The following is a 26075-nucleotide window of genomic DNA, read 5'->3' as shown; positions in this document are numbered from 1 at the left end:
TTTGAACCACCTCTAAAAGTTGAGCGTAAAGGAGTGCTACAGGATGCAGGCAAGATTGTTGTTGGAAGACGGCACGCTGTTTACCGGAACCTCATTCGGGGCGGAAGGCGAAAAAACGGGCGAGGTCGTTTTTAATACGGGAATTACGGGATATCAAGAGGTTTTGTCTGATCCGTCCTACTGCGGACAAATCGTCACCATGACCTATCCGCTGATCGGGAACTACGGCATCTCGCGGGATGATTTCGAATCGATCGTCCCGTCGATCCACGGGTTCGTGGTGCGCCGGTACGAGCCGACGCCAAGCAACTGGCGGGCGCAGTACAACCTGGGCGATTTGCTTAAGGAATACGGGATTCCCGGCATTGCCGACATCGATACCCGCATGCTGACGCGTATCATCCGCCATCAGGGGACGATGAGGGGGATACTGACCACCTCCTCGAAATCGGTGGAAGAGCTTAAGGAAATGATGCTGGCGACCAGCATCGACGAGCTGCGCAATCAGGTGGCACAAACCTCGACGAAGCATGTCTACAGCAGCCCGGGCTCGAAGGAACGTATCGTGCTCGTGGACTTCGGCGCCAAGAGCGGCATTTTGCGCGAGCTCAACAAACGGGATTGCGATGTGGTCATCGTGCCGCACGACACGACCGCGGAGGAAATCCGCCGCCTGCATCCCGACGGCATACAGCTGTCCAACGGTCCCGGGGACCCGAAAGACGTGCCTTACGCGGCGAAAATGATCTCCGAGCTGCTCGGCGAATACCCGATTTTCGGCATCTGCCTGGGCCATCAGCTGTTCGCCCTGGCGTGCGGAGCCGATACGGAAAAGCTGAAATTCGGCCATCGCGGCGGCAACCATCCGGTTAAAGAGCTGGAATCGGGCCGCTGCTACATCACCTCCCAAAACCACGGGTACACGGTAACGGAATCGTCCTTGAACGGAACAGACCTGGAAGTAACGCACATCAACAATAACGACAAAACGGTCGAAGGCTTGAAGCATAAACAATATCCGGCTTTTTCGGTGCAATACCATCCGGAGGCCGCTCCCGGACCGTACGACAACAGCTATCTGTTCGACCGCTTCATCGAAATGATCCGGGAGCATAAGCGCCTGCATCCGCAAAAGCCCCGTCAGGCCGAACTCATGGCCGCTGCGAAAGGAGAACTGTAATCCCATGCCGATCAACAAAGACCTCAAGAAGATACTCGTCATCGGTTCCGGCCCGATCGTCATCGGCCAGGCCGCGGAGTTTGACTACGCCGGGACGCAGGCCTGCCAGGCGCTGAAGGAAGAAGGCGTCGAGGTGGTGCTGATCAACAGCAACCCGGCGACGATCATGACGGACACCAATATGGCCGACAAAGTATACATCGAGCCGATCACGCTTGAATTCGTGACGCAAATCATCCGCCAGGAGCGCCCGGACGGCCTGCTGCCGACGCTGGGCGGCCAAACCGGCCTGAACATGGCCGTCGAACTGGCCCGGGCCGGCGTGCTGGAGCGTGAGAACGTCAAGCTGCTCGGCACGCAGCTGACTTCGATCGAAAAAGCGGAGGACCGCGACCTGTTCCGCGAGCTGATGCGTGAGCTGGAGCAGCCGGTGCCGGAAAGCACGATCATTACCTCGGTCGATGAGGCGCTGAAGTTTGCCGTGGAGATCGGCTATCCGGTCATCGTGCGTCCGGCTTATACGCTGGGCGGCACCGGCGGCGGCATCTGCGCCACGGAAGAGGAGCTTAAGGAAACGGTCGCTTCGGGGATCCGCTACAGCCCGATCGGCCAATGCTTGATCGAAAAATCGATCGCCGGCATGAAGGAAGTCGAATACGAAGTAATGCGGGATGCGAACGACAACTGCATCGTTGTCTGCAACATGGAGAACTTTGACCCGGTGGGCGTACATACCGGGGACAGCATCGTCGTAGCCCCGAGCCAGACGCTCTCCGACCGCGAGTATCAGATGCTGCGTTCGGCGTCGCTGAAGATCATCCGCGCGCTGAACATCGAAGGCGGCTGCAACGTCCAGTTCGCGCTTGATCCGCAAAGCTTCCAGTACTATGTCATCGAAGTGAACCCGCGGGTCAGCCGCTCCTCGGCGCTCGCCTCCAAAGCGACGGGCTACCCGATCGCCAAAATGGCGGCGAAAATCGCCCTCGGCTATACGCTCGACGAAATCGTCAACCCGGTAACGGGGCAGACCTATGCCTGCTTCGAACCGACGCTTGACTACATCGTCAGCAAAATCCCGCGCTGGCCGTTCGATAAATTCGTCAGCGCCAACCGCAAGCTGGGCACGCAGATGAAAGCGACCGGCGAAGTGATGGCGATCGGGCGGACGTTTGAAGAGTCGATTCACAAAGCGGTCCGCTCGCTGGAAATCGGCACGCACCGCTTATACCTGAAAGGAACGGAAAAGATCGACAACGAGACATTGGACGCCCGGTTGATCAAAGCCGACGACGAGCGGCTGTTCCTGGTCGCCGAAGCGTTCCGCCGCGGCTACAAGCTCCAGCAAATTCACGACCTGACGGGAATCGACTGGTGGTTCCTGGACAAAATCGAGCGTATGGTCGAGTTTGAGAAGCGGATCGCCAGCGAAGAGATTTTATCCTATGAAACCTTGTACGAAGCCAAGCGACTTGGTTTTACCGACCGGGCAATCGCCGAGCTGCGCGCGGCAGGGCAGCCGGCGGGCACGCATTTGTCCGAAGCCGAGGTCAGAAGTTTGCGCAATGAGCATGGCCTCCGGCCGGTATACAAAATGGTCGATACCTGCGCGGCGGAGTTTGAAGCTTCCACGCCATATTATTATTCGACCTACGAAACGGAAAACGAAGTCATCCAATCCGGCAAGGAGAAAATCGTCGTGCTTGGTTCCGGCCCGATCCGGATCGGCCAAGGCATCGAATTCGACTACTCCACGGTACATGCGGTTTGGGCGATCCAGAAGGCCGGCTATGAAGCGGTTATCATCAACAACAACCCGGAGACGGTGTCCACCGATTTCAACACCTCGGACCGGCTTTATTTCGAGCCGCTGTTTTTCGAGGACGTCATGAACGTCATCGAGCAGGAAAATCCGGTTGGCGTCATCGTCCAGTTCGGCGGTCAAACGGCGATCAACCTGGCGGCGCCGCTGGAGGCGGCCGGTGTGCGCATCCTCGGAACCTCCCTGGCGTCGATCGACGAGGCGGAGGACCGCAAGAAGTTCGAAGCGCTGCTCTCCAAGCTGCACATTGCCCAACCTAAGGGCAGCACGGTCACCTCGGTCGAGGAGGCGGTGGGAACCGCGCAAGCGCTCGGTTATCCGGTGCTGGTGCGTCCGTCGTACGTTCTGGGCGGCCGGGCGATGGAAATCGTCTATTCCGACCGGGAGCTGCTTAGATACATGGAGGAAGCGGTCAACATCAACCCGCAGCATCCGGTGCTGATCGACCGCTACATGCTGGGCAAAGAGGTGGAAGTCGACGCGATCTGCGATGGGGAAACGGTGCTGATTCCGGGAATCATGGAGCATATCGAACGCGCCGGCGTGCACTCCGGCGACTCGATCGCGGTGTATCCGCCGCAGCATCTGTCCGCCGGGCTGAAAGAGAAAATCGTCGAAATCACGATCAAAATCGCCAGAGAGCTGAAAACGATCGGTCTCGTCAATATCCAGTTCGTTATCTACAAGGACGAAGTGTATGTGATCGAGGTTAACCCACGGTCTTCGCGGACGGTGCCGTTCCTGAGCAAAGTGACGAACATTCCGATGGCGGGCGTGGCAACGCAGTGCATTCTTGGCACGAAGCTGAGCGATCTCGGCTACAAGGACGGCCTGTGGCCGGAAAGCGACCAGGTGGCCGTGAAGGTGCCGGTGTTCTCCTTCGCCAAGCTGCGCCGGGTTGAGCCGACGTTGGGACCGGAAATGAAATCGACCGGGGAAGTGATGGGCCGCGATCCGCAGTATGCCAAAGCGCTGTATAAAGGTCTCATCGGAGCCGGGATGAAAATCCCTTCGACCGGTGCGATCATCGCAACCGTCGCGGATAAAGATAAGCAGGAAGCGGTGGAGCTGCTGCGCGGTTTCTATCGCCTGGGCTACAAAATCATCGCCACGGACGGGACGGCTTCCGCGCTGATCGACGCGGGCATCCATGTGACGACGGTCTACAAGCTGTCGGAAGGCGTGCCGAACATTCTAGACCTGATCCGGGGCGGGGAAGCGCACTTCGTCATCAATACGCTGACAAAAGGCAAAGAACCCGAACGCGACGGATTCCGCATCCGCCGGGAAGCGGTGGAGAACGGCGTCGTCTGCATGACCTCGCTCGATACGGTGCGCGCACTGCTCGAAATGCTGGAGACGATCAACTTCTCCTCCCAAGCGATGCCTTCTCTATAAGGGATAAACGACGGATATTTCAATACAAAAAAATGCTGCGGCTCGGAAGCAACTTGCTTCGGAGCCGCAGGCATGACAGGAGGGTAAACGGTAATGCGTTCATTTGAACAAGCGGCGGGACGGCTGATCGTCGCCCTCGATTTTCCCGATGCCGAGCGGGCGAGAAAGCTGCTTCAAGCGCTGGTAGGCATTCCTTGCTATATGAAGGTTGGGCTGCAGCTTTTTTATGCGGCGGGCCCGGATTTGATCCGGGAATTGAAGCAAGCGGGTTACTCGGTTTTTTTGGATGTAAAAATGCACGACATTCCGAACACCGTAAAAGGCGGTGCGAACAGCGTCACCAAGTTGGGCGCGGATATGTTTAACGTCCATGCCGCAGGCGGGGTGAACATGATGAAAGCGGCCAGGGAAGGGGCGCTTGCCGCCCTGGAAAGCGACACGTCCCTGGCGATGCCGCGGATCATTGCGGTGACGCAGCTGACGAGCACAAACCAGGATATGCTCAACCGCGAAATCGGCATTCCCGGAACGGTGGAAGCGTCTGTGGTGCATTATGCGGCGCTGGCCCGGGAAGCCGGCTTGGACGGCGTCGTCGCTTCGCCATTGGAAGTGCCGGCGGTGAAGGAGCGGTGCGGTCAAGCGTTTCTCACCGTAACGCCGGGCATCCGGCCGGCAGGCAGCAAAGCCGATGATCAATCCCGCACCCTCACGCCGGGCGAAGCGATGTCCCAAGGGACGGATTACATCGTCGTCGGGCGTCCGATCATTGCAGCAGCTAATCCCCGCGAAGCGGCGGAGAAAATTATCGAGGAGATGATGTGATCATGGCAAACACAAATGAGGTGGCGGCCCAAATCGCCGAGAATTTGCTGGAGATCGGTGCGGTGGCGCTCCGTCCGCACCAGCCGTTTACATGGACCTCGGGCATCAAATCGCCGATTTACTGCGATAACCGCTTGACGATGTCCTACCCGGCGATCCGCGACCTGATCGCGGAGTCGTTTGCGGCCCTGATCCGCGAAGTTTACCCCGAGGCCGAGGTCATCGCCGGGACGGCGACGGCGGGCATTCCGCACGCCGCGTTTACGGCGCAGAAGCTGGGCCTGCCGATGGCGTATATCCGCGACAAGGCCAAGGGCCACGGCAAAGAAAATCAAATCGAAGGTCTGATCAAACCCGGTCAAAAGGTGGTCGTCATCGAGGATTTGATTTCCACCGGGGGCAGTTCGCTTAAGGCGGCCCTGGCTGTCCGTGAGGCAGGCGCCGAGCCGCTCGCCGTGCTGGCGATCTTCAGCTACCAGTTGGACAAGGCGGTAAACGCGTTTGCCGAAGCGGGCATCCCGCTTAAGACATTGTCCAACTATTCAGCGCTGATCGACGTAGCCGTCCGGCGCGGCAACATTAAAGCCGAAGACTTGGAGCTGTTGCAATCGTGGCGGCAGGACCCGGCTTCCTTCGGAGTTTAGAAGGGACACAAAAAGCGAAACTTTTGCCAAAATGCAAAAGTTTCGCTTTTTTAAGGGCTCAAACTAGAAAAGGCGCTTGACTAACGTGTTAATCTAGAATGATCAGCTTCCGGGAACAGTTTCTACGCTAACGGTTGCCACCCGCGCTTATTTAAGCGAAAAAGCAGAAGTTTCTCAGGCAGCGGTCTGTTGATGGGCCGAACGGCTTATTCAAACGTATACCTTTCGTACTTCTCCGTATTTTTCAAGCTCGTCCACACCTCCGGCGATTCGCCGCCGATATGCCAATAAGCGAAGCCGGCGACCCCGGATCTCATGCCCATCCGGAATTTTTCCGCCAGCGAGCGGGAATCTTCGAGCCAGATCCGGTGCAGCATGCCGGATTTCCGGTATTCGGCCGTATATTGGGCGGCCGTATCGTTCCATTTGAGCTTTGCCCCGTATTGACGAATCCGGCTGGTTTGCTCCGGTATCGTCAAGTCCTCCGAGGATACGGTCGTTCCACTGCCGTTGATGCTCCAGTCCCGGGTATAAAGCGGCATGCCCAAAATCATTTGGTCCGCCGGCACTTTGGCCAGCAGTTCGCCGAGCCGCTTTTGCACCCAATTCAAAGAAGCAACCGAACCGGCCGTATAGCCGCTCCAATGCTCGTCATAGGCCATCAGCACAATGTAATCCGCGCTTTTGGCCAGCTGCGCGTAATCGTAAGCATCCGACCAATCGTTGCCCAAATCGGGCGGCAGATCAACGGACAAGACGGCGGAGACGCTATCCAGCTCCTTGGCCAGCTTGGCGACAAAATTGGTAAACAACGCCCGGTCGGAAGCCTGCACATTTTCAAAATCAAGATTGATGCCTTGCAGCCCGTATTTGCTCACATACGATTTCAAATCCTGAATCGCTGCGGAGGACAAGGAAGAAGAAGAAAGCAGCTTATGCGTCGTTTCCTGATCAAAACGGTTGCCCGCCATGGCCCAAACCTGTTTTCCATTGTTTTTGGCCCACGTGACAAGGGAAGGATCTGTAGAATCGGAGATTTTTCCGGTGTTCTCCAAAAAGAACCATCTTGGCGACAGCACATTGACGCTGGATTTCTGCACGGACTTCCGATAGTCTTCGGTTGATTGGCCGAACTGCCAGCCGATTTGAATCGTCTGCTTTCCGGATGCGGCTATCGCTTCCGGGAACATTTTGCCCTCCAGCAACCGATCCAAAATGACGGCGGTTTCCTGGCGGGTCATCGCCCGATTTGGATAAAATTTCCCGTCGCTGCCTTCCATCAGACCAAGCAAAGAAACGGCGTTTATGTAAGGGCGGGCCCAAAGCGCGATGCTGGCGTCATCCTTATACCGGGAAGCTGGCGCCACACCGGTCTTTTGCTTCAGAGCCCTGACGAGCCAGGCTGCGGCCTCCTGCCGGGTAATCGGTTGGTTTGGCTTAAAGATGCCTCCTCCCAGCCCCTCCGTAAGCCCCAGTTCGGTTGCGGCCTGAATCGTGCCATAGTACCATGCCGAAGGATCAACGTCGGTATAAGCCGGAAGAGCCGAGGACACGGGTTCCAGTTGCAGGATGCGGGTCAGGGTGGTCATAAATTCCGCGCGGGTAATCGTCCGTACAGGAGAAAATTCGGTTGGGGATGTTCCTTTCATGGTATTGCTTTCATATAAACGCACGATCGCCTCTTTGGCGTAGCTGCCGTTTATGTCGTTATAGGGCAGCTTCTCGGCGGACGCCGGCAGCTGATCGACGCCGGGGGCGGTCAAGATCAGGGATGCCAGCAGGAGCATGGATAATACTTTTTTCACGAAGTAGGACTCCTTGCCTGAATTAGTAGAAATCCCCTTTATTTTAACAGACTAATAGAATGCGATCAGTGTAAAAAATATGGAAATCCGAGGACCAAAAATATCAAATTCGTAAAAAATGTTGTAACTTTTTGGCATAACATTTCGTTTATAATGCTAGACGTAATGTATGCATTGACAAGATCATTACGCGAGCCAAAGGGAGCGGCAAAATATGAAAAAATGGGAGAACGATACTAATGAAGCGTTGGCTTCGCAAGAGAGGGAAAATGGTAGATAAGCCGGAAGCAGAGGTGCAGATTCCGGCGGATAGCGAGGATTTGCGAGAGCTTCCCGAGGGGACGTCCGAACCGGGGAAGCTTGAGGCCGCGGCCGCTTTAGAGAAAAGCGATGCACCTGAGCAAGAGATGGAAAAGGGACCCCTGCTGACGGTAAAAGACGTTCGCAGGTCTTTTCCGGTTGGCGGCGGAGAAATTCAGGTGTTGAAAGGGATCAACATGGAAGTCCTTCCCGGCCAGCTCGTTATGCTCAAAGGAAGATCAGGTTCGGGGAAAACGACGCTGCTCAATATGCTGGGCGGGCTCGATCAGCCGACGTCGGGGGAAATTTTTTTCCGCGACAAGCCTTTGCACCGGTTGAGCGACGACAAGCGGACGGTGCTGCGGCGGGATCAAATCGGTTTCATATTTCAGGCCTACGCGCTGCTGCCGCTGCTTTCCGCGTGGGAGAACGTGGAGCTGTCTTTGCGTATGGCCGGGGTGCCGACGCAGGAATGGAAACCGCGCGTAACGCACTGCCTGGAGCTGGTTGGACTCGGAAAACGGATGTTTCACCGGCCGTTCGAAATGTCGGGCGGGGAGCAGCAGCGGGTGGCCATCGCCAAGGCGATCGCCCACCGGCCCAAGCTGCTGCTGGCGGACGAACCGACGGCGAACCTGGATTCACAAATGGGCGCGCAAATCATGGCCGTTTTTAAAAACATCATACATACGGAGCGAGTGACGATTTGCATGACGACACACGATCCTACAATTTTGGAGGTTGCAGACCATGTCTACGAAATGGTGGATGGAAAATTTATCGGATAAAGGAAGAAAGCTTTCCCGGACGCTGGGCTTGCTGGCGATTTGTGCGTCGCTGGTTGCCGCATCCGGATGCGCCTTGCTTCCGAACGAAGACGAGGAGGAGGATATTCCCGTCATTACGCCGCCGACGATTTCGAAGAAACCGGAGTACGAAGTGCGGAAGGGACCGATCGAACTTAAAGTAACCGCGGTCGGGAAAATCATGAGCCAGCGGGAGGAACCGCTGTTCTTCACGAAGGACGATCTGCACGTCAAAACCGTGCTCGTCAAAGCGGGAGATAAGGTGAAGCAGGGCGATCCGCTGATCGAGCTGGACGTGGAGAACCTGCAGAAAGACCTGCGCAAGAAAAAGCTGGAATTCCGCAAGCAGGAACTGCAAATGAAGGAGATGCTCCGCACGAAAGACGAAAAGGAGCCGATTGAATTCGAGGAGGCTTCGATCGTTTTTGAAGAAGCGCGGCAGGACCTCGCGGATTTGGAGAAGACGATTGCGGACGGAACGCTGAGAGCGCCGTTTAACGGCACGATCGTGTCCATCTCGGCAGAGAAAGGCAAAGCAATTGAAGCCTATAAAACCGCATTGGTGATTTCCGATACTTCGTCGCTGGTTGTCGCCGCTTCTTTTGCCAAGGAGGATCTGGAAAAAATCGCGGTCGGCATGGACGCCAAAGTTGAAATTAACGCCGCCGGGGAATATAACGGCAAAGTCAAAGTGATGCCGGTCAACACCGGGTCTTCGGATAACGATAACAATAATGGCAACCAGCCGGAAAAAGACTCGATCGACAAATACGTGATCGTACAGCTGGACAAATGGCCGCAAGGCATCGAGCGGGGCAGACCGCTCAGCGTTTCCATCGTCACCGAACGCAAGGAAAACGCCGTGCTCATTCCGATTTCCGCCCTGCGCACGATCGGTTCGCGCACCTATGTGCAGGTGGTTGAAAAGGACGGCACCAAACGCGAGGCCGATGTTGAAGTCGGCATGCAAACCTCGACCGACATGGAAATCGTGAAGGGACTTACGCCGGGGCAGAAAGTAGTGGGTCGTTAATGGGTGTACCTTTATTGCGCTTACTGTTCCGCAAAATGTGGAACACGAAATGGCTGACGCTCAGTACGCTGCTTGGCCTCATCGTCGCCGTCTCATTTACCGTAAGCATTCCGATGTACTCGGACGGTTCTTTGAAGCGGGTCGTTTCGAGCACGTTAAAAAGCGAAAGCGAAGGACTTCCCGCAGGCTCCTTGATCATGAGCTATCAGGCGCCGGGGGGAACGAAGACGGACATCGGCGGTTTAAAGGCCGTGGATGAATATATTGTGAACGAGGTGCCGAAGGCCATCGGCTTTCCTCATGAAACCTATGTTAATGCGCGTTCGATCCGGAGCACGGAGGTGTACCCGGTCGACCCGTCCAAGGTCGATGCGAGCCGTACGCGAACGATGACGGTCGCGTCGATGAGCGGGCTTCAGGATCATATCGAGCTGTCCGGAGGCAAGCCGTTTTCGGAGAAGGCCGATGGCGATACGCTTGAGGCGCTGATGCTGGAAGAGGCGATGTACCGTCAGGATCTGCACGTCGGCGACGTGCTAGAGTATCCTGTAAGCGGCGGTTCAAACGTAACGCTTAAAGTGAAAATCGTCGGCGCGTTTCAGGCGAAAAATGAAAGCGATCCGTATTGGTACCAGGGCTTTGAGGGGATGATGAACAGCTTCTACGTCCCTGAAAAAACGTTTAACGAAGATCTGCTTCAGCGCTTGTCGATACCGCTCCACAATTCAAGCTGGTATTATGCCTTCGATCTCCGGGAGATCAAAACAAGCCAGCTGTCGCCGCTGTCCGATACGCTGGATCGGTTGAATATCGAGCTGTACCAGAAGCTGAAGGATACGAAAGTCGATGTCTCGTTCGGCAGCCTGCTGAATGATTTCCGGAAGCAAAGCCTGCAAATGCAGACGCTGCTGTTCACACTGGCTGCGCCGATGATCGCCATGGTGTTCTATTATATCGTAATGAACGCCCGCCAGGCTCTCGACAAGCAGCAAAGCGACATCGCCGTTCTGCGCAGCCGGGGAGCCTCGACCAGGCAGATCATTTTCATTTATTTGCTGGAGAGTGTGATTCTCGGCGTTGTAGCGCTGGTCTTGGGACCGCTATTGGGCTGGTTTATGTCCAAATCGATCGGGTCGGCCGACGGGTTTTTGACGTTCGTGAACCGCAAATCAATTCCGGTCGGCTTCAATTTTGATGCGCTTGTGTTGGGAGCTTTGGCGGTCGTCATCGCCATTCTGGCAACGCTGCTGCCGGCGATATCCTTCGCGCGGGCTTCGATCGTCAAGGCGAAGCAAAAGCAGGCGCGCTCCGATCGGGCACCCTTCTGGCAGCGCTGGTTCCTGGACATCGTGCTGATGGGGATTTCCGCTTACGGCTATTATTTGTTCCAGGAGCGCCAAATGCTGACATTCCAAACCGGGATGACCACGGATGAGCTTCAGGTTCAACCGTTCCTGTTTTTCGTCCCGGCGCTGGCCATCTTTTCGATCGGTTTGTTTTTCCTGCGCGTTTTTCCGTGGCTGCTCAAGCTGATCGGCTGGCTCGGCAAAAAATGGCTGCCCGTACCTTATTATCTAAGTTTGACCCAACTGTCCCGTTCATCGTTGTCGTATTATCCGCTTATGATTTTGCTGGTGCTGACGCTCGGGCTGGGCGTATACAATGCTTCGGCCGCGCGGACGATCGATCTGAACTCGACGGAGCGCACGCTCTATAAATACGGAGCGGATGTAATCATGAAGACGGTATGGGAAGGATCGGCGGAAATTAAACGGCCAACGCAAGGCGGCTCAGGCCAGGGGCAAGGCCAAGGGCAGGGCGGCGGTTCCGGCCAGTCGGGGAATCCGGGGGCGCCGGGCGGAGGCGGTGCGGGCGGCGGACAAAACCAGAGACCGACCAAGGTGATCTATGCGTCGGAGCCGCCGTTTGAAATTTTCCGGCAGCTGGATGGCGTCGAACATGCGGCGCGTGTCCTGCAAACGAAAGGCAACATCATCATTTCCGGGAGATCGGCAGGGCAAGGCAACATCATGGGGATCGACAATGCCGATTTTGCCAAGGTTGCCTGGTTCCGGGACGATCTGTTCCCGACGCATCCGTACAATTATTTGAATTTTTTGGGCATGAACGAAAGCGCGGCTTTGGTGCCGTCCAATCTTGCCGAGAAATACAAGCTGAAGCTGGGGGATGTATTCACCGTTTCGCTTAACGATCAGACGGTGGAATTCGCCGTATACGGCATCATCCCGTATTGGCCCAGCCAATACCCGGATCAGACGCCGTTTATCATCGCCAACCTCGATTATATTTACGACCAGGTTCCGCTCATTCCTTACGAGGTTTGGCTGAAGATGAAGCCGGGCGCCAAGGTGGCGCCGCTCATTACAAAGCTGGCCGAAAAGAATATCGAATTGTATGAGGTGAACGATGTGCGCAGCGAATTGGCGGCGCAGAGCAAGCATCCGACCCGCGGCGGGGTGTTCGGCATTTTGAGCCTGGGCTTCCTCGTTTCGGTCATCGTCTCGCTGATCGGATACGTGCTGTACTGGTTCTTTAATCTGTCCGGCCGGGTTGTGCAGTTCGGGATATTGCGGGCGATGGGCTTATCGCGCAAGCAATTGACGTTTATGCTGCTGACCGAGCAAATTTTGACGGCGGGTTTGTCGATCGTGCTCGGTATCGTCATCGGGAAATTCGCCGGCAGGCTGTACCTGCCGTTCCTGCAAACCGCCGACAACGTGACCACCCAGGTTCCGCCGTTCCGGATCGTGTTTGACTCGCAGGATACGCTGCAGCTATACGTAGTCGTACTGGTGATGCTGCTGCTCGGAGCCGGCTTGCTGCTGTGGCAAATCCGGCGGCTGCGCGTGCATCAAGCCGTGAAAATGGGAGAGGAGCGGTAGCCGATGATACACTGCGAGGGATTGGTCAAAATTTTTAAATCCGAGGACATCGAAGTCGTGGCGCTTCAGGGTCTTAACTTGACCGTGGAACAGGGCGAAATGATGGCCATTATCGGGAACAGCGGCAGCGGCAAATCGACTCTGCTGAACATGCTGGGCGGCCTTGACCGGCCTTCGGCCGGCCAGGTGTCGGTCGGAGGCTGGGATCTGCTGAAGATCCGCGACGACCAGCTGGTGGAGTACAAGCGCAGTACGGTAGGTTTCGTATGGCAAAACAATGCGCGCAATCTGCTGCCTTATTTAACGGCGCTGGAAAACGTCGAGATGCCGATGTTGCTGACCGGCAAGCTGGACCGCAACTATGCCAAGGAACTGCTGGAACGAGTCGGATTAAAGGAGCGGATGCACAACAAGCTCCACCAGCTTTCCGGCGGGGAGCAGCAGCGGGTGGCGATCGCCATCTCGCTTTCGAACCGTCCGAAGCTGCTGCTTGCCGACGAACCGACCGGGTCGGTCGATACGGCGACGTCCGATCAAATCATGCAGATTTTTCGTCAGGTAAACCGGGAGCTTGGGATCACGGTCGTTATCGTTACGCATGATTTGACGCTGGCGGGCAAAGTGGACCGCGTTGTCGCGATCCGCGACGGTTTAACGAGCACTGAGTTTTTGAAACGGAATCCAAACCTCGATTTGGCCGCTGCGGAAGGCTTGGGCGGCGGACTGCAGGAGGTGCACGAAGCGTTTGTGGTGGTCGACCGCGTCGGGCGTCTTCAGGTGCCAAAGGAATATCTGGAGGCCGTCGGCATCGGCGGGCGAGCCAGCATGGAATTTGACGGAGAAAAAATCATCATCACGGCACCAAAATCATTAGAGGGGGATCAATAAAATGGGCATGAAGAGAAGGAGTTTTCGCAAAATTACGACGGTGCTGCTGGCCGCAACGCTTACGCTTGGATTGCTCGCCGGCTGCAATGGAAGCAAACCTGCCGACAACAAGCAGGAGAAGGTGCTGCGTATCGGCGTGCTGTCCGGGGGATACGACGATTCGTATTTCCGCCAGCAGTATACCGACGTCTATGAATATACGCATCAGAATATCCGGATCGAGGTCGTTCCGGCCATCGATCAGAGCCAATACCGCTATTCCGACGGCTCGGAAGGGTATCAGCAGCCGGATTACCTGGAAAGCATGAAAAAGATTATGACCGGCGGCAATCCGGTTGATATCGTCGTTACGGATACAAGCGTGCTGAATCAGTTGATCCAGGAAAACATGCTCAAGCAGTTGGATCCGTTGATGCAGGAAGATAAATTCGACACGTCGGACTTCGTTCCGGCGGTCATCGACGGAATCAAGGATTTGGGGGACGGAAAATTGTACGGGTTAACCCCTTCCTTCTCTTCTTCAGCCCTTTTTTACAATAAAAAAATATTCACCGATGCCGGCGTCGAACCGCCAACGGATAAAATGACATGGGACGATATTTTCAACCTGGCCCGCCGCGTTTCCAAAGGGGAAGGTAAAGACCGGGTCTACGGTTTCGCCTTCAGCCGTTACCAGGGCAGTGATCCGTTTTATGATATGCAGTACAACTACGTGAATGCCTTGCAGCTTAAAACGTATGACGACAAGGCGGAAACGATGACGGTTAGCTCGCCGCAGTGGATCAAGGTTTGGGAAACGATGACAAAGCTGGTCAAGGATAAAATCATTCCGGATTCCTCGGTGGGGATGTCGGATGGCGCCATGGATCAATGGACACCGATTAGCGGCGACCTGTTCCTCTCCGGCAAAGTTGCGATGACGATCGGGGAAAACTATTACATTAACGAAATTGTCGATGCGAACAACAATGCTGCTAAAATCAAAAATTACAAAGCGGTGGACTGGGATGTCGTTACCGTGCCGGTGCATCCCGAAAAACCGGATGTCGGCGGCAATATTTGGCTGAGCAATACCTTCGCCATTAACAGCGCGGCGCCGAATCCGGAAACCGCCTGGGATTTTATTAAATTTATCAACAGCGAGGATTGGGCGAAACTGAGATCCCGCGGCAATTCCTACGAGATGGTGGCGCGGAAATCGTATATTGAGCCGAAACAAGGATTGGATTACAACATTCAGGCGTTTTATTTGCTTAAGCCCACGCCGCCAACGGATCCGAAAGACGATAAAATGCTCATCGAAAAACCGGGTCTTTACAGCGTGACCAATGTCGGGCGCAATTACTACCAGGAAGTGCTAGAGAACAAAAAAACGCCGGAGGAAGCGCTCAAGGAATGGGAAGAGAAGGGCAACAAGATGCTGCTGGAGATCAAAAACAATCCGAAAACCCAATTCCAGGAGGACGGCACGCCGTTCGTACCGGACGAAAGCGGAGCCTCCGGAGTCAAATATTAAGCAGGCGTATAAACAAAATTTACTAAATGCAAAAGGAGCTGCCGGGGACGATCCCGGCGGCTTTTTTTGGCCGTTTCTGGGCAATCTATAGGCAGGGGAAAGATTTACGAAAAAACGAAAGGATGGACCGACAAGCCATGCGTTGGGTATATTTCAATAAGTTGTACAGAACGAAGTTCCAAGCCGGTTGCCTGGCTCGCAGGCTCGAGCAGGACGGCTGGATTTACGGCTTCGACGACATGCGCGAAATTGAAATTTTCCGCTCTCGGAAAGGAAAATACGGCGTCCGTTTTATCCCGTGATTTAGACCTGTCACAAAAAGGCCGTGGGAACTCGTTATAGTGAATAGGTGCGGATTTTTGCAAGACGAAGTTAGAAGTTAATGATAAGGGAGAGGAGTTTGCAATTGAATAGCGGTTTTTGGGGAAAAAGGTTGTGGGCTGTTATAGCCATGTTAAGTCTGATCGCATCTCTTTCCGTGGGCTGTACTTTGGCTAGGCCCGTTTATGATGAAGAGAGGGTGCTGCGAATCGGGAAGATCTACGGAAGCGCGGATGAGTCCAATTTCCGTCAGCAATATGTGGATGCCTTTGAGGTGACTCATCCTGGCCTTACCATAGAAGTGGTTCCGGCCATATATGAAGGTTCTTATGGGAGAAATGCGGCTCGGGAAGAAAGCCAGGATATTGTAGAGAGCCTGAAAAAAATCATGACCGGCGACAACCCGGTCGATGTGGTTATCGTAAGCGACGAGGTCCTTGCGAGATTGGTGCGGGAAAACCTGGTTAAACCGCTGGATCCGCTCATTCAAAAAGATAAATTCGATACCTCCGGCATCGTTCCCGCCGTGTTGGAAGGAGCCAAGGCTATTGGAGACCAGCACATTTACGGATTAAGTCCAACGTTTTCGGCTTCGGCGCTGTTTTATAATAAGATAATTTTTCAGGAAGCCGGGGTGGAACCGCCGACCGACAATATGACCTGGGATGAGGTGTTTAATCTTGCCCGCCGTGTAGCTAGAAGTGAGGGACAGGATCGGATCTATGGCTTATCCTTTACGCAATGGCGTGACTTCCAAGGGCCGTTTAATTATATGGTCTCGGATTACGTTGCCCCGCTTCAACTCAAGTTGATTGATGAGAAAACGAAGACGATGGCCGTCAATTCGCCACAGTGGGAAAAGATTTGGACCACCATCAGTGAGTTGGTGGCCGATAAGGTGTTATTTGGGGGCTTCGACGGTCAGTATGTTGAACAGACGCCTACATATGATACAGACCTTTTTATCTCGGGCGATACGGCCATGCTGGTGGCCGATTACAGCTATGTGGGCCAATTGAGAGACGCGAAAGAAAATGTGGAGAAAAATAACGGTTTTTCTAAAATTGATTGGGACGTGGCGGCTTATCCTACGCATCCGAAGGTGCCGGAAATCGGCGGCATAGAGTTGAACAGTCTTACGGCGATTAACAGCGCCGCTCCAAATTTAGAGGACGCTTGGGAATTTGTCAAATTTCTAAACGGCGATGACTACGCCAAGATCAGATCGCATAGCGGCTCCGAACTCGTCGCCCGGAAGAAATATATTCGTCCCCAAGGCGGATTGGACTATCATATCGAGGCCTTTTACGCGCGGAAACCGGTTCCGCCGGCCGTTTCGGATGAGCTCCTGATGCATAGCAAAGAGCTTTCGTTGCTGCTCTTTGATGTGGAGATGTCAGGCGAGACTTTTTTCCAGAAAGTCTTGGAGAACCAAACGACGCCAAAAGAAGCGCTGGCGGAATGGGAACAGGCGGGGAATGACATGCTGGCCAAATTAAAAAAGGAACCTCAGAGCGGAGAATGAATGTAGAAACAGGGGATGATGGGCGGTTTTTTCCTCCCATTCCCCCTTGACATCGGCCTGACTTATATTGTATATTAATTAAGTCGCTATTTTAATGACGCGGGGTGGAGCAGCCCGGTAGCTCGTCGGGCTCATAACCCGAAGGCCGCAGGTTCAAATCCTGCCCCCGCAATTTATGTGGTCCGGGCCCTTAGCTCAGTTGGTTAGAGCGGTCGGCTCATAACCGATTGGTCACAGGTTCGAGTCCTGTAGGGCCCATATGAAGCAACCCTCTTGCGCTGCAAGGGGGTTTGTTGTTTTTAGATTAAGCCCCGGAGTGCTCCAGGGCCACAATCCTATATCCAATTAACGTACCGTACGGTTTAGAGGTATGTCTGACCATTAATGGTTATCTCGGCGTTTACCGGTTTCTACTTCTTTTGGCACTTCCGATAAAAAGATTACGGTGCCGGAACTAAGCGGGTCAATCGGGTAATATTTGTATAGTTGAAGTAGACGATTCTGGAAATAACGTTAGCATGATGGCAAGTGAAGACTTGAGAAAACGGCAAAATTAGTCTATTGAAAATCTCGGTGACAACATAAAGGAAAAAAAGGGCGCTATTTCAGTGATACCCCCCCATGTTGCGTGCAATAGAGGAATTTTATGGCGCTATTTTCATGATTTAGTGGCGAAAGTCCGCCTTCCGACGTGTTCATCGAAAAATAAGACCCAAAAGTTCCCCTATGGTGATGAATAGGCTCAAATTCAGAAAATAAGACCCTAAAGTTCCGCTATTTTATGGGGACGATACTGAGCACAAGACTAATATAGAACAAAGCGATCCATGGCCTCTGTCCGCAGATAAGCCATATTATTTCCGGAACTGACACCCCAATTGGCGTTATCCCAGCCACAATGCTAGTATATATCCTATAAAAAATATTTATTTGGATGGGAGAGACGATAGCAGTGGAAATTAAGCTGGACGATTTAAACGGGCTGGAAATCAAAGCTTTGATTGGGGAGCATCTGGCGAATATGGCTGAAACCTCACCTCCGGAAAGTATTCATGCCCTTGATCTGGATGGCCTGAAAAAGCCGGATATTACCTTCTGGAGCGTGTGGGAACATGGGGCATTGGTGGGCTGCGGCGCATTAAAGGAGCTTGACCGGGGGCATGGGGAAGTAAAGTCGATGCGAACGGCATCGTCTCACCGGAGAAAAGGCGTCGCCAGGGCAATGCTGGCTCATATCGTGGAAGAGGCCAGGCGGCGAGGCTACCGGCGGTTAAGCCTGGAGACGGGCTCGATGGACGCTTTTAAGCCGGCCAGAACCATGTATGAAAGCTTCGGATTTGAATACTGCAGTCCATTTGCGGATTACAAAGAGGATCCGAATAGCGTTTTTATGACCAAAGAATTGTAACCTACATTGAATTAATGCGATTAACACCGCTTCGGCCATCTGCCGGCTTAGTGGTGTTTTTTTGCGTTTTTATGAAAAAAAGAAAAATAAAGGGAGCCGCCGAAAGCGACTCCCCCTGAATCATTTGCTTTGCTGTTCTAAGATCAATCGATGATACTCGTTCAACAGCTCATCCAGTCGTTGGCTTACGATGATAAGCTCCCGGTCGGCCAGACGTTTGCACGCCGCAAGTTTGTTTAATTCCAACCGGAGTTCTTCAATTTTTAGAATCAGCTCCAAAGCGAACAACTCCTAGAACTTAAATATCTATGTAATACGTCCGCTGTGCACTGGCGACCGTTATGCGGAATCCCACTTTATATCTGTTCCGCACCAGGGTAAAGTGGTAGTAATACATTCTATGTCTGAAATTGCAAATCCTCCCTCTTTCGTGAGATCTGTTGCAAAAAAATGTCGAGCAGTTGTTTTTTTATTTCTCAAAAGGAATAATCCGGGTAACGTGCGAAATTTCGTCCAGCTTGACCCACACGGCCCCTTCCATGGTGCGGAGTTGAACTCTGTCGGGGGCCGACCCCCATTTTGGCATACCGGTCATCATATGTCCGTTTTCCAGTTTCACGACGACTTGGTGCCCCAGCGTGACGGCGATTTTCAGTTCATGCATACTTACACCTTCCTCTTGTAATGACAGCTGGAAATCCATCAAATTTAACTAACAATAAATGTCCTTATAATTGTTTATCGGTTGAAAGGCGTAACATGTTGAATTTATACGAAAATCTGTTTATAATTTGATATGCGGGATTTTCAGGTTGACGTGAACTTACACATCCTGATTATTTGCCGGGGTGGCGGAATAGGCAGACGCACAGGACTTAAAATCCTGCGGTAGGTGACTACCGTACCGGTTCGAGCCCGGTCCTCGGCATGGCTTATATTAAGAAACACGCAAGGCTTTTGCGCGCAGCGCGGATACCATGCGTTTTTTTGTCGGCTCGGTAAGTAAAAGGCAGCTTATTTTCTCGTAGAGAATGGGCTGCTTTTTCAATATGAGGATGCCGTTTTTTCTCCTGAGGTCGTCGAATTTTGTCGTAAGGGAAAAAGTGCTCTTTTTTTTAATAGGACAAAGGGCTTATTTTCGCTGAAAAACGTTACGAAATATCTCCCAAAAGTCGATATAAAATACATAGGCCTGGAAAAAGGTTCCTCTAATGAAGAACAAGATTAAAGGAGAGAAATGCATGGTTGTTAAAAGGAAGATGACGAAGTGGTTCCTCGTTTTGGCGCTGCTCCTGACCGCGGTATTTCCGACCGGTGTTTTTGCAGCCACCGGCGATGTCAACTCTATCTCCATTGACGGGGAGAATACGACGGTTGAGCTGAAAGTCGGAAGTTCCAAGCAACTGAAGGTATGGGCTTCGATCGAGGGTTCGACGACCAAAAAAGATGTAACCGGAGTTGTCACCTGGACATCTTCGGAAAATATCCTGAGCTTGAACAACGGGATGGTAACTCCGTTCAAGAGCGGGACGACGATCGTTCAAGCCAGCTATCAGGGCTCGGTTTCGATGATTACGATTAAAGCGGTAGATACATATTCAAAATTATCGCTGGAATATAAACAGGATGGAAAATACAGCCTCGATAGCGAAGGGGACGATCTCAAGGTCAAAGCGCTGGCGCTTAACGACAACAGCTCCGTCGATCCGAAGGATGTGACCGAAGATGCGGATTGGAGCTCCTCCAATACGAGCGTGCTGACCATCGAGAAAGGCGTTATTACGATCGTCGGCGAAGGGAAAGCGACGATCAAGGCGCAGTATTCCGGCATGACCGCTTCCTTCGAAGCGACGGTAAGTTCCCCTTATGCCGGCCTGAAGCTGTATCGGGCTGGGGATGGAACTGAAATCGGGGAACACGAAGATCTGGAACTGATCCTGGCCGATAGCAAAATCGAGCTGTTGGCGAAAACGGTGCTGGCCAGCGACAAGTCGGCGTCCGATGTATCGACGAAAGCGACCTGGTCCTCCTCGGACACCAGCGTGGCCACCGTGGACGATGGAACCGTTGAGATCATTTCTATGGGCAAAACGACAATTACGGCTAGCTATATGGGACAAACGGCCGCTGTGGACATTTATGTCCGGGCGCCGCATGAAGCGATCTTGTTCACTCCTTCGTCCGATCCGCTCCTGTTTGTCGGCGAAACGCTGCAGATAACCGCCGGAGTAAGGGTAGCGGCCAACGAAACGACGGATGTCAGCAACTCAGCTGAGTGGAGTTCCTCCAATAAATTGATCGCCACCGTGGACAGTAACGGTCAGGTTACGGCCAAGTCGGCCGGTTCGACCACGATCAAAGCGAAATATCAAGGCATTAGCAAAAGCTTGACGGTAACGGTTCATTCAACCATTACTAAGCTGGAAGCCGAGAAGACCGAAATGGAACTGCTGCGGGGCGAATCCGCGAGTTTGCCGGACGTGAAGGCGACGAAGATCGACGGGGACAAAGTGAGTTTCAACGATAAAATCGTCTGGTCTTCCGATAATGATGAGGTCGTAACCATTGAAGACGGCAAAATCGTCGCCAAAGACAGCAATGATTTGAAGCTGTCCGCAACGGCTACGATTACGGGAAAACTCAAGGAAATCGGATCGGGCTTAACTCCGAACGCGGCATTCCCGATCCGCGATTCACAGAATAGCGTAGTTACAGTGAAGGTTACGGTAAAGGAAAAGGTGCTTACACTGATTTCGGAAGAAGAGAAGATGAGCATCGTAATGGGCGAGGAAACAAGCCTTCCTAAGATAACGGCCGTTTTTGAAAACGGGGAAGAAGTGGTCGATCCGTCCGAAATCGACTGGAGCGTGACGGGTACAAACGCAGTGCTCAAAACGGCGGGCAGCGGCAAGAAAATCAAAGGCCTGACGAAAGGCTCGGCTACGTTAAAAGGAACTTATTCCAACAAAACGGTTAGCATTCCGATAACGATCGAGAAGAAGATTTCGAAAATCGTGGTTGAGCCGCAAACGATCGAATTGAACCTGAAGAAATCGAAATCGATTAAAGTAACAGGCTATTATACGGACGGCACGAAAGTTACCCTGTCGAGCAAAATGGGCTGGAAATCCTCGGACGAAAAAGTGGCGACGATCACCACCAGCTCGGTAAAAGCGGTCGGTGTCGGTGCGGCAACGTTGACCGGCTCTTACCAAGGCAAAGATGTCAGCGTCAAAGTTAGTGTCGTACCGAAGCTGAAGAAGCTTTACGTGGACGAGAAGCGACTGGTGATGTCCCCAGGAGGGGTGAAATCGGTTGTTGTCACGGCGGAATACGATACAGGTGAAACGGCTGTGGTCACTTCAAGCGCAACCTGGACTAGTTCCAAGTCTTCCGTCGCCAAAGTGACGGCAGGGAAAATCGAAGCCATAGCCAAAGGCAGCTCTTCGATCAAAGCGAAGTATGGCGGCAAAACGGTGACGGTTTCCGTGTCCGTTAAAGTCGAGAAAGCCAAAAAATAATTTGGATTATTGTGCAATTGCGAGAGACCGCCTGGCATGTTTGATGCAGGGCGGTCTCTTTTTTAATTAAAATCTTTCATTTTTAGATTGATTTCCGGTTGCGCATTAACGTATAATTGGAACAAATGTTCTGATAAACTTTACATACGGCTTCTAGGCTGAAGAGAAAAGGACGACATCGATGATCAGACTTAAAAGGTTACTATTGCAACGTAAGAAAAGCGTCTTTGGTGGCGGAGTGGTTAGGGCGTTCATCGGTTTGGTGTCTCTCGGCGTGATTTGCGCCTTGCTTTCCGGCTGCGCGTTAAACGGATTTGAACCGGCCGGAACGATGGGACAGCAAAATGAGGAGCTGCTTTATTCTTCCGCTGACGGGGATTCCGCCCATTCGCTGCGGGTTATTTTTCTGGATGTGGGACAAGGGGCTTCGCAGCTGCTGATTAGCCCGTCCGGCAAAACGATGCTGATCGATGCCGGAAACAACAGCGAGGAGCAGCACATGCTCGATTATTTGCGGGAATACGGTGTCACCCGGCTGGATATCGTCATCGGCTCCCATCCGGACGCGGATCATATCGGCGGTTTGGACCGCGTCATTGAGAACGTTGACGTTGGACAGATCTATATGCCAAAGATTTCGTCCAACACAAAAACCTTCGAATCTTTGCTGCGGGCGATCCGCGGAAAAGGACTCAAGGTCAAAACCGCCAAGGCCGGGCTGGTGCTGGACTGGGATGAACAAGTTCGCGTGGACATGATCGCTCCCGTCACGACGACGGACGACAACAACAATATGAGCGCGGTCGTTAAGGTAAGCTACGGCGATACTTCTTTTTTGCTGACGGCGGATGCGGAGCGGAAAAGCGAGGAGGCAATGATCGACTCCGGGGCCGATCTTCGTGCCGATGTTTTGCTGGTGGGACACCATGGCTCCAAATCGTCCACTTCGCAGCGTTTTCTGGATCGGGTCCGGCCGGAATACGCGGTGATTCAGGTGGGAGACAACTCCTATGGGCACCCGACCAAAACCGTGCTTGACCGGTTGGCCAAACAGCGGATTCGCGTGTATCGCAACGATCTTCAGGGGACCGTGGAGATCGATTCCGACGGGCAGGAGCTACAAATCTTCACGGAAAGGTGAGCAGGCATGCTGCATGTTGTGGACCGTTTTGAAGGAGAATTTTGTATTATTGAAAGTGACGGGGTGACCCGGGACGTTCCGCGCAAGCTGGTCGATCCCGGCGTCAAACCGGGCGATGTCGTGGAATGGGCCGGCGGGAAATGGGTGGCGAACCGGGAGAAAACCGCCTCCCGCAGCAAAGAGATCAAGTCGCTGATGGATGAGCTGTGGGAAGATTAAATGAAACGAAAAAGCGAGGAGGAATCATGATGTTAACGAGACCGCAAGCGGGGGAATACGCGAAGCATTTTGCCGTATATATCGATAAGGTGCCGGAAGGGGAACTGCTGGAGCTGCTGAAGACGCAGCCCGCGCTCGCTACGGAAGAATGGGGTTCCCTAACCGAAGAGCAGGGGAATTACCGTTACGCGGAAGGCAAATGGAGCCTGAAGGAAGTGCTGGGCCATATCAGCGATACGGAACGGGTGATGAGCTATCGGCTGCTTAGGATATCGCGCGGTGATACGACGCCGCTTCCGGGATTTGACGAGGAGCTGTTCGTCAACAGTTCGACTTTTGGCCGGCAGACCGTCTCCGCGTTGCTGCATGATTTTTCCGTCGTACGCGAAGCCACGCTGTCGTTGATCCGCCAACTGGATGACGAGGCTTGGCTGCACCAAGGCACCGCCAGCGGGGTAACGGTATCGGCGAGGGCGCTGGCGTATGTGATTGCCGGCCACGCTCATCACCATCTAAGCATGATCCGGGAACGTTATTTGCAAGGGTAACGGTTCTACAGGAATGCGATTATTGAATTGTTCAGCTCCGCTGAAAACTTTTAATTCTATAATCTTCAAAAAAGGGACGGAGCCTTCCTGATCAGGAAGCAGCTCTGTCCCTTTTATGTATGCTGCGGATTATTCGTGCGACATGATGATTTGAAGCTCTCCGCTTAAACGATAGGGGCCAAATCCGGCCGGAAGGATAAAATGATCTCCTTTCGCCAAAGCATAGCTTTGATCGCCTGCAGTGAGCGAACCGCTGCCTTCAAGCACGCTGAAGATCGTATATTTCTCGTTCCCCGCGAGCGAAACGTCGCCGGACACCTCCCATTTCTGCACCGTGAAAAACGGGTTGGAAACAAAAGACGTTACCGTAAGCCCTTCCTGCTTCGTGGTATCGTGCGTGATCGGCTGATAGGCTTGCGGCACGCTCGTCACGTCGATGGCTTTTTCCAGGTGGAGCTCCCGGGTATTGCCGTTTTTATCCTTACGGTCGTAATCATATACGCGATACGTCGTGTCTGAGCTTTGCTGCGTTTCCAGCACGACGATGCCTTTGCCGAGGGCGTGGATCGTACCGCTGGGAACGTAAAAGAAGTCGCCCGCTTTGACCGGTACTTTCGTCAGCAGCCCGTCCCAATCGCCGTTTTCGATCATCTGCACTAGCTGTTCCTTCGTATTGGCTTCATGGCCGTAAATAATCGCCGCTCCCGGCTCGGCGTCTACGATGTACCAGCATTCCGTTTTGCCGAGCTCGCCGTTTTCATGCTTGCCGGCATATTCGTCATCCGGATGGACCTGCACCGACAAATCGTCGGAGGCGTCGAGAATCTTCGTCAGCAGCGGGAAAACGGCCGATTTCGAGTTGAACAGTTCGGGATGCGCCGACCATAGATCCCCCAGCTTCATCCCCTGATAAGGGCCGTTTTTGACGACGCTTTGCCCGTTCGGATGCGCTGAAACCGCCCAGCATTCGCCGGTGTGATCGTTCGGGATCTCATAGCCGAACAAATCCAGCTTCGTTCCGCCCCAAATGCGTTCTTGAAAAATCGGCTGCAAAAAAATCGGTTCACTCATCTTATCTTTCTCCTTCTAATGCATAATTCAATTATAGCTTGACAAACTTGACAAATTCGATTTTTGTAAAGTAATATGCGAGTTAAGTGTATCATGTTTCGAAAGGAATGAAAAGAATGGGCCGTAAAAAGAAAGTGTCGATGCAGGATATCGCCGACAAGCTGGGAATATCGAAAAATGCGGTATCGCTCGCGCTGATGAACAAAAGGGGCGTCAGCGAGGACATGCGCAGCCGGGTGCTGCAGGCGGCCAAGGATCTGGGATACGGCGCATTTGCCGTGAAGGAAGCGGGGAACGCCAATATTTTGGTCGTTGTCCCGGAGCGGATTATGAGTTATCAAGACAACGATCATTTTCAATTTTTTCACGATATGATTTGGGGGCTGGAGAAAAGCGCGCGCAAAAAAGGCTTTAATGCCGTCATCACACCCGTTGATGAGGAAATGGAATCGGAGCGGACGCTGCCGGGGCAATTTGCGGACATTCCGTATCGCGGCGTTATTTTGTTTGGGATTGTCGCTCAGGAATACGCCAGGCTGATTTGGGAGATGGACATCCCGCTGGTGCTGATGGATTCGTATTACCGTGATTTGCCGTGTCCCGCAGTGACTTCAGCGAATGTGGAAGGGGCGTACGCGGTGGTTTCCCATTTGATCGCCTCCGGCCATCGGGAGATCGGGCTGATCGCTCCGATGAATCTCTCTGCCAGCCATGAGGAACGGGGCTACGGATACTGGAAGGCGATGCAGGATCACGGGTTGCCCGTTCGTCCCGAGCATACGTTAACCCGGTCGGAGGGGTACGACTGCACGGACCGGGAAATCGGTGCTTTTTTGGACGGTATGGGATCATGGCCGCCGGCTTTCTTTTGCGGCAACGACCGGATTGCCCATCTCCTTGCCGGGCAGCTTACGAAACGGCGGATCAAACTGCCGGACCAGGTGTCTATCGCCGGCTTTGACGACTTGAATTACATCGGTCCCGCCGGCCTTAACATGACGACGATGCGGGTAGAGAAGGAGAAAATGTGCGATGCGGCGGTTTCTCTGCTGCTCTCGGAGTTCGGCAGAAGCCGGGAGGCGGTTCGCTGGCAGGTGAAGCCAACGCTGGTCATTCGCGATTCGGTGAAAGAAAGAAGGGGTGTCCCGAAAGCCAATGGCTGATCGGGAACACCCCTTCTAATTTGCCGCAAGGCTTGTTAAGCCCT

At 53.4% G+C, this 26075-nt stretch carries 21 protein-coding genes and 3 tRNA genes; 20 read left to right on the top strand and 4 right to left on the bottom strand.

All coding sequences use genetic code 11. The features are described 5' to 3' along the window. The first annotated feature begins 43 nt into the window (after window positions 1-43). The 4 genes from carA to pyrE all read left to right on the top strand — a co-directional run bounded on the left by carA (window position 44) and on the right by pyrE (window position 5863). On the top strand, window positions 44-1180 hold the full coding sequence (gene carA, locus EHV15_RS29630) for a glutamine-hydrolyzing carbamoyl-phosphate synthase small subunit (protein WP_128634409.1): 1137 nt from the start codon (window positions 44-46) through the stop codon (window positions 1178-1180). Window positions 1181-1184: 4 nt separating this feature from the next. Beyond that, window positions 1185-4397: a carbamoyl-phosphate synthase large subunit gene (gene carB / locus EHV15_RS29625; protein WP_128634407.1), complete on the top strand. Its 3213-nt coding sequence runs from the start codon at window positions 1185-1187 to the stop codon at window positions 4395-4397. Window positions 4398-4490: 93 nt separating this feature from the next. Further along, window positions 4491-5219: an orotidine-5'-phosphate decarboxylase gene (pyrF, locus tag EHV15_RS29620; RefSeq protein ID WP_128634405.1), complete on the top strand. Its 729-nt coding sequence runs from the start codon at window positions 4491-4493 to the stop codon at window positions 5217-5219. A 2-nt stretch (window positions 5220-5221) separates the two neighbouring features. After that, on the top strand, window positions 5222-5863 hold the full coding sequence (pyrE, locus tag EHV15_RS29615; protein ID WP_128634403.1) for an orotate phosphoribosyltransferase: 642 nt from the start codon (window positions 5222-5224) through the stop codon (window positions 5861-5863). A 206-nt stretch (window positions 5864-6069) separates the two neighbouring features. On the opposite strand, the gene EHV15_RS29610 is transcribed toward pyrE, so the two are convergent. Then, window positions 6070-7668: an S-layer homology domain-containing protein gene (locus EHV15_RS29610; RefSeq protein ID WP_128634401.1), complete on the bottom strand. Its 1599-nt coding sequence runs from the start codon at window positions 7666-7668 to the stop codon at window positions 6070-6072. A gap of 239 nt (window positions 7669-7907) precedes the next feature. Here EHV15_RS29610 and EHV15_RS29605 point away from each other — a divergent pair, with 239 nt between their 5' ends. The 10 genes from EHV15_RS29605 (at window position 7908) to EHV15_RS29565 (ending at window position 18368) form a co-directional block, all read left to right on the top strand. Then, window positions 7908-8756, top strand: a complete 849-nt coding sequence (locus EHV15_RS29605) for an ABC transporter ATP-binding protein (RefSeq protein WP_128634400.1) — start codon at window positions 7908-7910, stop codon at window positions 8754-8756. Continuing rightward, the gene (locus EHV15_RS29600; RefSeq protein ID WP_128634398.1) at window positions 8719-9807 is read left to right on the top strand and encodes an efflux RND transporter periplasmic adaptor subunit; all 1089 of its coding nucleotides are present in this window, start codon (window positions 8719-8721) and stop codon (window positions 9805-9807) included. Before EHV15_RS29605 ends, EHV15_RS29600 begins: the two co-directional genes overlap by 38 nt. Beyond that, the gene (locus tag EHV15_RS29595) at window positions 9807-12710 is read left to right on the top strand and encodes an ABC transporter permease (RefSeq protein WP_128634396.1); all 2904 of its coding nucleotides are present in this window, start codon (window positions 9807-9809) and stop codon (window positions 12708-12710) included. The genes EHV15_RS29600 and EHV15_RS29595 overlap by 1 nt, the downstream gene beginning before the upstream one ends. Before the next feature lie 3 nt (window positions 12711-12713). Then, complete coding sequence (locus EHV15_RS29590; RefSeq protein ID WP_128634395.1) at window positions 12714-13598, top strand: ABC transporter ATP-binding protein; 885 nt, start codon at window positions 12714-12716, stop codon at window positions 13596-13598. A gap of 1 nt (window position 13599) precedes the next feature. Beyond that, entirely contained in the window at window positions 13600-15114 is a 1515-nt protein-coding gene (locus EHV15_RS29585) for an ABC transporter substrate-binding protein (protein ID WP_425464455.1), read from the top strand. 137 nt (window positions 15115-15251) lie between these two features. Then, complete coding sequence (locus EHV15_RS36720; RefSeq protein ID WP_170180026.1) at window positions 15252-15416, top strand: hypothetical protein; 165 nt, start codon at window positions 15252-15254, stop codon at window positions 15414-15416. A gap of 104 nt (window positions 15417-15520) precedes the next feature. Beyond that, the gene (locus EHV15_RS29580; protein ID WP_128634394.1) at window positions 15521-16960 is read left to right on the top strand and encodes an ABC transporter substrate-binding protein; all 1440 of its coding nucleotides are present in this window, start codon (window positions 15521-15523) and stop codon (window positions 16958-16960) included. 98 nt (window positions 16961-17058) lie between these two features. Next, a tRNA-Met gene (locus tag EHV15_RS29575) sits at window positions 17059-17132 on the top strand. Between the two features lie 12 nt (window positions 17133-17144). Further along, window positions 17145-17218, top strand: a tRNA-Ile gene (locus EHV15_RS29570). A gap of 694 nt (window positions 17219-17912) precedes the next feature. Beyond that, a complete protein-coding gene (locus EHV15_RS29565; RefSeq protein ID WP_128634392.1) occupies window positions 17913-18368 on the top strand; it encodes a GNAT family N-acetyltransferase in 456 nt (151 codons plus the stop codon). 120 nt (window positions 18369-18488) lie between these two features. On the opposite strand, the gene EHV15_RS29560 is transcribed toward EHV15_RS29565, so the two are convergent. After that, a complete protein-coding gene (locus EHV15_RS29560; protein WP_218571253.1) occupies window positions 18489-18647 on the bottom strand; it encodes an aspartyl-phosphate phosphatase Spo0E family protein in 159 nt (52 codons plus the stop codon). A gap of 190 nt (window positions 18648-18837) precedes the next feature. Then, window positions 18838-19032: a hypothetical protein gene (locus EHV15_RS29555; RefSeq protein WP_128634390.1), complete on the bottom strand. Its 195-nt coding sequence runs from the start codon at window positions 19030-19032 to the stop codon at window positions 18838-18840. 178 nt (window positions 19033-19210) lie between these two features. Between EHV15_RS29555 and EHV15_RS29550 the strand changes: the two genes are divergently transcribed. From EHV15_RS29550 to EHV15_RS29530, 5 genes are all read left to right on the top strand, one after another. Beyond that, window positions 19211-19296: transfer RNA gene (locus tag EHV15_RS29550), tRNA-Leu, on the top strand. Window positions 19297-19609: 313 nt separating this feature from the next. Beyond that, the gene (locus EHV15_RS29545; protein WP_128634389.1) at window positions 19610-21889 is read left to right on the top strand and encodes an Ig-like domain-containing protein; all 2280 of its coding nucleotides are present in this window, start codon (window positions 19610-19612) and stop codon (window positions 21887-21889) included. Window positions 21890-22070: 181 nt separating this feature from the next. After that, the gene (locus EHV15_RS29540) at window positions 22071-23030 is read left to right on the top strand and encodes a ComEC/Rec2 family competence protein (protein WP_178075988.1); all 960 of its coding nucleotides are present in this window, start codon (window positions 22071-22073) and stop codon (window positions 23028-23030) included. 6 nt (window positions 23031-23036) lie between these two features. Next, on the top strand, window positions 23037-23249 hold the full coding sequence (locus tag EHV15_RS29535; RefSeq protein ID WP_128634388.1) for a DUF3006 domain-containing protein: 213 nt from the start codon (window positions 23037-23039) through the stop codon (window positions 23247-23249). 26 nt (window positions 23250-23275) lie between these two features. Further along, on the top strand, window positions 23276-23797 hold the full coding sequence (locus tag EHV15_RS29530; protein WP_128634387.1) for a DinB family protein: 522 nt from the start codon (window positions 23276-23278) through the stop codon (window positions 23795-23797). Between the two features lie 129 nt (window positions 23798-23926). Here the strand turns inward: EHV15_RS29530 and manA are convergent, their stop codons facing one another. Continuing rightward, complete coding sequence (gene manA, locus EHV15_RS29525; RefSeq protein ID WP_128634386.1) at window positions 23927-24868, bottom strand: mannose-6-phosphate isomerase, class I; 942 nt, start codon at window positions 24866-24868, stop codon at window positions 23927-23929. A 116-nt stretch (window positions 24869-24984) separates the two neighbouring features. Here manA and EHV15_RS29520 point away from each other — a divergent pair, with 116 nt between their 5' ends. Continuing rightward, a complete protein-coding gene (locus tag EHV15_RS29520; RefSeq protein WP_128634385.1) occupies window positions 24985-26031 on the top strand; it encodes a LacI family DNA-binding transcriptional regulator in 1047 nt (348 codons plus the stop codon). Window positions 26032-26075: the final 44 nt, after the last annotated feature.

It is taken from the genome of Paenibacillus oralis (genome assembly GCF_003863965.1).
In the GTDB taxonomy this organism is placed as follows: domain Bacteria; phylum Bacillota; class Bacilli; order Paenibacillales; family Paenibacillaceae; genus Fontibacillus; species Fontibacillus oralis.
The sequence above is the reverse complement of the archived record's forward strand: the minus strand, read 5'-3'. Positions and strand labels throughout refer to the sequence as shown.

Coding starts and splice junctions, on each gene's coding strand:
- carA (WP_128634409.1), top strand. CDS start 44: ATGCAGGCAAGATTGTTGTTGGAAGACGGCACGCTGTTTACCGGAACC.
- carB (WP_128634407.1), top strand. CDS start 1,185: ATGCCGATCAACAAAGACCTCAAGAAGATACTCGTCATCGGTTCCGGC.
- pyrF (WP_128634405.1), top strand. CDS start 4,491: ATGCGTTCATTTGAACAAGCGGCGGGACGGCTGATCGTCGCCCTCGAT.
- pyrE (WP_128634403.1), top strand. CDS start 5,222: ATGGCAAACACAAATGAGGTGGCGGCCCAAATCGCCGAGAATTTGCTG.
- EHV15_RS29605 (WP_128634400.1), top strand. CDS start 7,908: ATGAAGCGTTGGCTTCGCAAGAGAGGGAAAATGGTAGATAAGCCGGAA.
- EHV15_RS29600 (WP_128634398.1), top strand. CDS start 8,719: ATGTCTACGAAATGGTGGATGGAAAATTTATCGGATAAAGGAAGAAAG.
- EHV15_RS29595 (WP_128634396.1), top strand. CDS start 9,807: ATGGGTGTACCTTTATTGCGCTTACTGTTCCGCAAAATGTGGAACACG.
- EHV15_RS29590 (WP_128634395.1), top strand. CDS start 12,714: ATGATACACTGCGAGGGATTGGTCAAAATTTTTAAATCCGAGGACATC.
- EHV15_RS29585 (WP_425464455.1), top strand. CDS start 13,600: ATGGGCATGAAGAGAAGGAGTTTTCGCAAAATTACGACGGTGCTGCTG.
- EHV15_RS36720 (WP_170180026.1), top strand. CDS start 15,252: ATGCGTTGGGTATATTTCAATAAGTTGTACAGAACGAAGTTCCAAGCC.
- EHV15_RS29555 (WP_128634390.1), bottom strand. CDS start 19,032: ATGCATGAACTGAAAATCGCCGTCACGCTGGGGCACCAAGTCGTCGTG.
- EHV15_RS29545 (WP_128634389.1), top strand. CDS start 19,610: ATGGTTGTTAAAAGGAAGATGACGAAGTGGTTCCTCGTTTTGGCGCTG.
- EHV15_RS29540 (WP_178075988.1), top strand. CDS start 22,071: ATGATCAGACTTAAAAGGTTACTATTGCAACGTAAGAAAAGCGTCTTT.
- EHV15_RS29535 (WP_128634388.1), top strand. CDS start 23,037: ATGCTGCATGTTGTGGACCGTTTTGAAGGAGAATTTTGTATTATTGAA.
- EHV15_RS29530 (WP_128634387.1), top strand. CDS start 23,276: ATGATGTTAACGAGACCGCAAGCGGGGGAATACGCGAAGCATTTTGCC.
- manA (WP_128634386.1), bottom strand. CDS start 24,868: ATGAGTGAACCGATTTTTTTGCAGCCGATTTTTCAAGAACGCATTTGG.
- EHV15_RS29520 (WP_128634385.1), top strand. CDS start 24,985: ATGGGCCGTAAAAAGAAAGTGTCGATGCAGGATATCGCCGACAAGCTG.